Origin of the sequence: Variovorax frigidus (assembly GCF_051216515.1) — a bacterium.
Taxonomy (GTDB): domain Bacteria; phylum Pseudomonadota; class Gammaproteobacteria; order Burkholderiales; family Burkholderiaceae_C; genus Variovorax.
The window spans coordinates 620323-626707 of sequence record NZ_JBPJZF010000004.1; the positions used below are offsets into that span (position 1 = coordinate 620323).

Below are 6385 nucleotides of genomic sequence, written 5' to 3' on the forward strand. Positions count from 1 at the left end.
CATGAACGCCCGCACCGACATCGACATGCTGCAACCCACGCACACGGCCCCGCGCCTGTCCAACACGCACCTCGACGCGCTCGAGGAAGAAGCGATCTTCATCCTGCGCGAGGTGGCCGCGGCCTTCGAGCGCCCGACCTTGCTGTTCTCGGGCGGCAAGGATTCGCTGGTGCTGCTCAAGTGCGCCGAGAAGGCCTTCGGCAGCGGCCGCATCCCCTACCCGCTGCTGATGATCGACACCGGCCACAACTTCCCCGAAGTGACCGACTTCCGCGACTTCCGCGCCGAGGAACTGGGCGCCGAGCTGATCGTGCGCAGCGTCGAGGACTCGATGGCGCGCGGCACCGTGCGCCTGGCCCACCCGGGCGAGTCGCGCAATGCGCACCAGTCGGTGACGCTGCTCGAGGCCATCGAGGAATTCCGCTTCGACGCGCTGATCGGCGGCGCCCGCCGCGACGAGGAAAAGGCGCGCGCCAAGGAACGCATCTTTTCGCACCGCGACGCCTTCGGCCAATGGCAGCCCAAAGACCAGCGCCCCGAACTCTGGACGCTTTTCAACACGCGCCTGGCCCCGGGCGAACACTTCCGCGTGTTCCCGATCTCCAACTGGACCGAGCTCGACGTCTGGCAGTACATCGAGCGCGAGCAGGTCGCCCTGCCCTCGATCTACTACACGCACAAACGCGAAGTGGTCGAGCGCCGTGGCCTGCTGGTGCCGGTGAGCCCGCTCACGCCGGCGCGCGACGGCGAGACGGTGCAGGTGCGCGACGTGCGCTTCCGCACCGTGGGCGACATCACGACCACCTGCCCGGTCGAGAGCCTCGCGGCCGATGCGGCAGACGTGGTGATCGAGACGCTCACGGTCGACGTGAGCGAGCGCGGCGCGACGCGCATGGACGACATGACGTCCGAAGCTTCGATGGAAAAACGCAAAAAGGACGGGTACTTCTGATGAGCGCGACGACTACTACGGCGAATGCAACCCCGATCTCCGTTCGCACTGAGCCTGTCGAAGTGCCGCACGCGGCGTCGACAAGCTCAGCCCGAACGGGCGGGGATGCGCACGGCGACACCGGCGCCGCGCTGCGCTTCATCACCTGCGGCTCGGTCGACGACGGCAAGAGCACGCTGATCGGCCGGTTGCTGGTCGACAGCAAGACCGTGCTGCAGGACCAGCTGGCCGGCGTGCAGCGCGGCGGCGAGACCGACCTGGCGCTGCTGACCGACGGCCTCTCGGCCGAGCGCGAACAGGGCATCACCATCGACGTGGCCTACCGCTACTTCGCGACGGCGAAGCGCAAGTTCATCATCGGCGACGCGCCGGGCCACGAGCAGTACACGCGCAACATGGTCACGGCCGCCTCGAGCGCCGATGCAGCCGTGGTGCTGGTCGACGCGACCAAGCTGGCCTGGGCCGCCGAAGTGGGCGACGGCGAAGTGGTCAAGGGCGAGCTGCTCGCGCAGACCCGCCGCCACGCGCTGCTGTGCCACCTGCTGCGCGTGCAGTCGATCGTGTTCGCGGTCAACAAGCTCGACGCCATCGCCGATGCCGAGCTGGCCTTCGAACGCATCACGAACGCGCTCCATGCCTTTGCGGAGAACGCGGGTGTGCAGGTCGCGGCCATCGTGCCGATCTCCGCCCTCAAGGGCTGGAACGTGGTGTCGGCGCATCCGGACTGGTGCGGCTACCAGGGCCCGGCCCTGCTCGAGCTGCTCGAGGGCCTGCCGGTCACCGCGCAGGACGAGGACGTGCCCTTCGCCTTCCCGGTGCAATGGGTCGAGAAATTCTCGTCGTCCGCCGACACCTCCCAGGGCCGTCGCGTGTTCTGGGGCCGGGTCGCGAGCGGCCATGTCGAGCCGGGCCAGCGCATCACCGTGATGCCCAGCGGCCAGAGCGCGACCGTCGCGCAGGTGCTGGGCCACACGCGCCAGCCCAAGGCCGTGCATGCCGGCCACAGCGCGGGCATCGTGCTCGACCGCGAACTCGACGTGTCGCGCGGCGACTGGCTGCTCGCGCCCGACGCCTTCACGCCGGTGCGCGAGATCACCGCCACGGTCGCCTGGCTCGACGACGAGCCGCTGGTGCCGGGCCGCATCTACTGGGCGCTGCAGGGCCACCGCTGGGTCAAGGCCAAGGTGGCGCGCATCGTCGATCGGGTCGACATCGCCACGCTCGAATCGAAGCCCGCCGCGCAGCTCGAAGCCAACGCCATCGGCGACGTGGTGCTCGCACTGCAGCAGCCGCTGGCCGTGCTGCCCTTCACGCGTTCGCGCGCCCTGGGCTCCCTGGTGCTGGTCGACACGGCCAGCCACAAGACCTCGGCCGCAGTGCTGATTCGCCCTGCCCTCGGCTGACCGCTGCGCAACGCCCCTAAAATGCGGGGTTTCCCCCGATTTCAATTGACCGAGCGCCCTCGGCAACAGACCCCATGACCCACGTCGTCTCAGAGAACTGCATCCGCTGCAAATACACCGACTGCGTCGACGTGTGTCCCGTGGACTGTTTCCGCGAAGGCCCCAACATGCTGGTGATCGATCCGGACGAATGCATCGACTGCGCCGTCTGCATCCCCGAATGCCCAGCCAACGCGATCTTCGCCGAAGAAGACCTGCCGGCCGACCAGCTCGCCTTCATCAAGCTCAACGCCGAACTCGCGTTGGCCGACGGCTGGAAGAGCATCACCAAGCGCAAAGCGCCGCTGCCCGATGCCGACGATTGGAAAGACAAGCCCAACAAGGTCGCCGAGCTGGTGAAGTAAGGGGCGTCGATGACGTCGACCTTGTCGATCGCACCGATCGAAACCGACGCGCTGATCATCGGCGCCGGCCCGGTCGGGCTGTTCCAGGCCTTCCAGCTGGGCCTGCTCGAGATGCGCAGCCACATCGTCGACACGCTGCCCCACGCGGGCGGTCAGTGCGTCGAGCTCTACGGCGACAAGCCCATCTACGACATCCCCGGCACGCCCGCGACCACGGGCCGCGGCCTGGCGGATGCCCTGCTCGCGCAGGTCGCGCCGCTGAAGCCGGTGATGCACCTGGGCCAGCAGGTCGCCACGTTCGCACGCGAGCCCGACGGCCGTCTGCGGCTGGGCACCAGCGCCGGCACCGAGTTCCTCGCCAGGACCGTGTTCATCGCGGGCGGCGTGGGCGCCTTCGTGCCGCGCCGCGTGACCGTCGAGGGCATCGAAGCCTTCGAGGGCACGAAGCTGTTCTATCACCCCTCCGACCTCTCCCGCTTCGCCGGCCAGTCGGTGGTGGTCCAGGGCGGCGACGATGCCGCGCTCGACACCGCGCTGGCGTTGGTCGACGTGGCCGCCGAGGTCACGCTGCTGCACCGCCGCGACGGCTTCCAGGCCGACCCGGCCAAGGTCGCCCTGCTGCGCGCCCAGATCGCCGCAGGCGCGCTGCACTTCGTGGTCGGCCAGCCTTCGGGCTTCGACGGCACCGAGCTGGAAGTGACCCTGCCCGACACGCAGGTCGTCGCGCGCCCCGTCGACGCGCTGATCGCCTGCCTGGGCATCTCGCCGCGCCTGGGCCCGATCGCCGACTGGGGCCTGGAACTCGAGCGCAAGCAGGTGCCGGTCGAGACCGAGGGCTACCAGACCCGCGAACCCGGCGTGTTCGCGGTGGGCGACATCAACACCTACCCGGGCAAGCGCAAGCTGATCGTCTGCGGCTTCCACGAGGCCACGCTGGCCGCCTGGGCCGCGACCGCCATCGTGTTCCCGGGCAAGGCCGTGCCGCTGCAGTACACGACCACCAGCACGCGGCTGCACCAGCTGCTCGGCGTGGGTTGAGAACGTGCGAATGAACCTGCTGCGCACCCCGATCCCGCACCTGCGGTCCTCACCGCACGGGAGTGCGGCTCCAGTCCTCGATGCAGGCTCGGGGCGCTCGCGACGGTTCCTTCACCCGTTCTGGCTCAGGCCCGCTTGATGAAGCGGACCTGCCCGTCGTCCTGGAGGCCATCGTCGGTCCAGCCCAGGTGGCGGTAGAAGCCGTTGGCCCGCACCGCCAGGTCGCTGTCGGTGACCAGCCAGATCTCCGCGCAACCGCGCGCGAACAGCCACTGCTCGGCCTCGGCCATGAGCAGCCGGCCCAGCCCCCGACCCTCGCAGCCGTCGCGCACGAACAGCGCGAAAACGGTCGCATCGGCCGCGTCGGCCATCGCGAAGGCCATCACCCGGCCCTCTTCCTCGGCGACCCAGCCACGCCCGTCGCCTGTCAACATGCCAGCCAACGTGTCGGGCGTGACGCCGATGGCGGCCAGTTCGGCCATCGACATGTGGTTCTCGCGCACCCCCGTGCGGACTTCGAAGACGGCGGGGATGTCGGCGGGAATGGCGAGGCGGATCTTCATGGCGGAAGGCATCGGGTGAAATGGAAAGACGGTGATCGTACGGGAGCCGTGCACCCGTCTGCGTCGGCCCACTCCTTCGCACTGATCGCGCATCGACCCAGCGCCGCCCACCACTCACTCACTCGATCTTGAAGACGAACTCCTGCGTGGCCAGGATCTCCGCATCGCCCGTGGTCTGGCATTCGTACTTCATCATCGCGGAGCGCACCGCGCCGTGATAGACGCGCGGCCCCGACAGGAAGCGCACCTCCGTCACCTGCGTGCCCTTGATGCGCACTTCGGCCTTGACGACGCCGCCGATGCCTTCGTCCAGCGCCTTGCGCGGCATCTCGGGCTTGACCTGCTTCGGGCAGGCCACCGCGATGTCGGTGGAAGTGGCCTTCGGCGTTGGCGGCGCCGGTGGTGCGGGCGGCGCAGGCGGTGCGGCGGGCGGCGGCGCCACGGGCTCGACGCTCTGCACCGCGGTGATGGCGGGCGCCGCGCTCACGGGCGGGGTCACGGCCGGTGGCGGCACGTAGGCCGGTCGCGGTGGCGGTGGCACCTTCGCCACTTCCTGCCGCACGATCTTCTTGGGAGGCGGCGGTGGCGGGGGAGGAGGCGGCGGCGGTGGCAGCTTGACCTCGGTGATGATGGTTGCCTCCATCGGCTTCTTGATCAGCTCGAGCGCATGCCCGCCCAGGCCCGAGACCAGGCCGTAGCCGATCAGGCCGTGGGCCAGCACCATCACGCCGATGCTCACCGGGCCGAAGCGGGACTTGGGGTTGAAGTCTTGCGAGCGCGTCATGGGATGAACTGCTCCGATCCGACGATGCCCAGCTTGGTCAGGCCCGTGCGCTGGGCCGCAGCCATCAGGCCGGCCACGGTCTCGTACCTGGCGCGCTTGTCGGGGCGCAGGTGTACCTCGGGCTGCACGGCCTGCGCGGCCACCACCTCGAAGCGGCGCTCGACCTCGGCACGGTCGGCCACGACCTCGCCGTTCCACAGCACGTTGCTGCGTTCGTCCACGTCGATGCGCAGCACCTCGGGCTTGATGTCGCTGGGTGGCGGGTTGCCCGTGGGCATGTTCAGGTTCACCGCGTGCAGCTGGATCGGGATCGTGATGATCAGCATGATCAGGAGCACCAGCATCACGTCGATCAGCGGCGTGGTGTTGATGTCCATCATGGGCTCGTCGGAGGGCGCGCTGCGGCGGCGCCCCGGCTTGTCTTTTCGCATGGCTGTGTCTTTTCCTGTGCGCTCAGTTGCGCGCGGGCGGCTCGGTGATGAAGCCGACCTTGGCGATGCCCGCGGCCTGGCAGGCATAGATGATCTTGCCCACCGGTTCGTAGTCGGACTGCCAGTCGCCGCGGATGTGCACCTCGGGCTGCGGGTTGAGCGCGGCCACCTTGGTCAGCTTGTCGGCGAGGCTCTTCGTGTCGCGCACCGGGGTGTCGTACCAGTAGATGCGGCCGGCCGCATCGACCGACAGCACGACGGTCTCCGGCTTGCTCTCGCGCACCTCGTTGCGTTCCTTGGGTACCTGCACCGGCACCGAGTAATTGACCACCGGGATGGTGATGAGGAAGATGATCAGCAGCACCAGCATCACGTCGACCAGCGGCGTGGTGTTGATGGCTGCGATGACCTGTTCCTCGTCGCCGCCGGCGGAGGGGATGTTCATTGCCATGGCGCGCCTCGGGGATCGTTGAGCGGCAAGCGCTTCAAGCCGTGGTGGTGCTGCCGGCCAGGATCACCGAGTGCAGCTCGCCGCTGAACTCGCGCACGTCGTCCATCACCGCGACGTTGCGGCGCAGCAGCCAGTTGTAGCCCAGCACCGCGGGCACGGCCACGGCCAGGCCGATGGCGGTCATGATCAGCGCCTCGCCCACGGGGCCGGCGACCTTGTCGATCGAGGCCTGGCCCGCGACACCGATGGCGGTGAGCGCGTGGTAGATGCCCCAGACGGTGCCGAACAGGCCCACGAAGGGCGAGGTCGAGCCGACGGTCGCGAGCAGCGACATGCCGTTGCTCAGGCGGCGCTGCACG

The 6385-nt window shown here is 69.0% G+C and carries 9 protein-coding genes; 4 read left to right on the top strand and 5 right to left on the bottom strand.

Annotation, left to right across the window (positions count from 1 at the left end):
* Position 1: 1 nt before the first annotated feature.
* The 4 genes from cysD to ACSFBC_RS15210 all read left to right on the top strand — a co-directional run bounded on the left by cysD (position 2) and on the right by ACSFBC_RS15210 (position 3797).
* Positions 2 to 952, top strand: a complete 951-nt coding sequence (cysD, locus tag ACSFBC_RS15195; RefSeq protein ID WP_435511152.1) for a sulfate adenylyltransferase subunit CysD — start codon at positions 2 to 4, stop codon at positions 950 to 952.
* Positions 952 to 2355, top strand: a complete 1404-nt coding sequence (locus ACSFBC_RS15200; protein ID WP_435511153.1) for a sulfate adenylyltransferase subunit 1 — start codon at positions 952 to 954, stop codon at positions 2353 to 2355. Before cysD ends, ACSFBC_RS15200 begins: the two co-directional genes overlap by 1 nt.
* 74 nt (positions 2356 to 2429) lie before the next feature.
* Positions 2430 to 2759 carry a ferredoxin FdxA gene (gene fdxA / locus ACSFBC_RS15205; RefSeq protein ID WP_435511154.1) on the top strand — a complete coding sequence of 110 codons (330 nt, stop codon included), beginning with the start codon at positions 2430 to 2432 and terminating at the stop codon, positions 2757 to 2759.
* Between the two features lie 9 nt (positions 2760 to 2768).
* Positions 2769 to 3797, top strand: coding sequence for an NAD(P)/FAD-dependent oxidoreductase (locus tag ACSFBC_RS15210; RefSeq protein WP_435511155.1), 1029 nt, complete (start codon positions 2769 to 2771; stop codon positions 3795 to 3797).
* A 125-nt stretch (positions 3798 to 3922) separates the two neighbouring features.
* Here ACSFBC_RS15210 and ACSFBC_RS15215 read toward each other — a convergent pair whose 3' ends face one another.
* The 5 genes from ACSFBC_RS15215 to ACSFBC_RS15235 form a co-directional block, all read right to left on the bottom strand.
* Positions 3923 to 4360, bottom strand: a complete 438-nt coding sequence (locus ACSFBC_RS15215; RefSeq protein ID WP_435511156.1) for a GNAT family N-acetyltransferase — start codon at positions 4358 to 4360, stop codon at positions 3923 to 3925.
* A gap of 118 nt (positions 4361 to 4478) precedes the next feature.
* Positions 4479 to 5144 (bottom strand): energy transducer TonB, encoded by a 666-nt coding sequence (locus ACSFBC_RS15220; RefSeq protein ID WP_435511157.1) that lies wholly within the window; start codon positions 5142 to 5144, stop codon positions 4479 to 4481.
* The gene (locus tag ACSFBC_RS15225; protein ID WP_435511158.1) at positions 5141 to 5575 is read right to left on the bottom strand and encodes an ExbD/TolR family protein; all 435 of its coding nucleotides are present in this window, start codon (positions 5573 to 5575) and stop codon (positions 5141 to 5143) included. The genes ACSFBC_RS15220 and ACSFBC_RS15225 overlap by 4 nt, the downstream gene beginning before the upstream one ends.
* A gap of 22 nt (positions 5576 to 5597) precedes the next feature.
* Complete coding sequence (locus ACSFBC_RS15230) at positions 5598 to 6026, bottom strand: ExbD/TolR family protein (RefSeq protein WP_435511159.1); 429 nt, start codon at positions 6024 to 6026, stop codon at positions 5598 to 5600.
* 34 nt (positions 6027 to 6060) lie between these two features.
* On the bottom strand, positions 6061 to 6385 hold a 325-nt coding region (locus ACSFBC_RS15235), incomplete at its 5' end, for a MotA/TolQ/ExbB proton channel family protein (RefSeq protein ID WP_435511160.1).

Coding starts and splice junctions, on each gene's coding strand:
- cysD (WP_435511152.1), top strand. CDS start 2: ATGAACGCCCGCACCGACATCGACATGCTGCAACCCACGCACACGGCC.
- ACSFBC_RS15200 (WP_435511153.1), top strand. CDS start 952: ATGAGCGCGACGACTACTACGGCGAATGCAACCCCGATCTCCGTTCGC.
- fdxA (WP_435511154.1), top strand. CDS start 2,430: ATGACCCACGTCGTCTCAGAGAACTGCATCCGCTGCAAATACACCGAC.
- ACSFBC_RS15210 (WP_435511155.1), top strand. CDS start 2,769: ATGACGTCGACCTTGTCGATCGCACCGATCGAAACCGACGCGCTGATC.
- ACSFBC_RS15215 (WP_435511156.1), bottom strand. CDS start 4,360: ATGAAGATCCGCCTCGCCATTCCCGCCGACATCCCCGCCGTCTTCGAA.
- ACSFBC_RS15220 (WP_435511157.1), bottom strand. CDS start 5,144: ATGACGCGCTCGCAAGACTTCAACCCCAAGTCCCGCTTCGGCCCGGTG.
- ACSFBC_RS15225 (WP_435511158.1), bottom strand. CDS start 5,575: ATGCGAAAAGACAAGCCGGGGCGCCGCCGCAGCGCGCCCTCCGACGAG.
- ACSFBC_RS15230 (WP_435511159.1), bottom strand. CDS start 6,026: ATGGCAATGAACATCCCCTCCGCCGGCGGCGACGAGGAACAGGTCATC.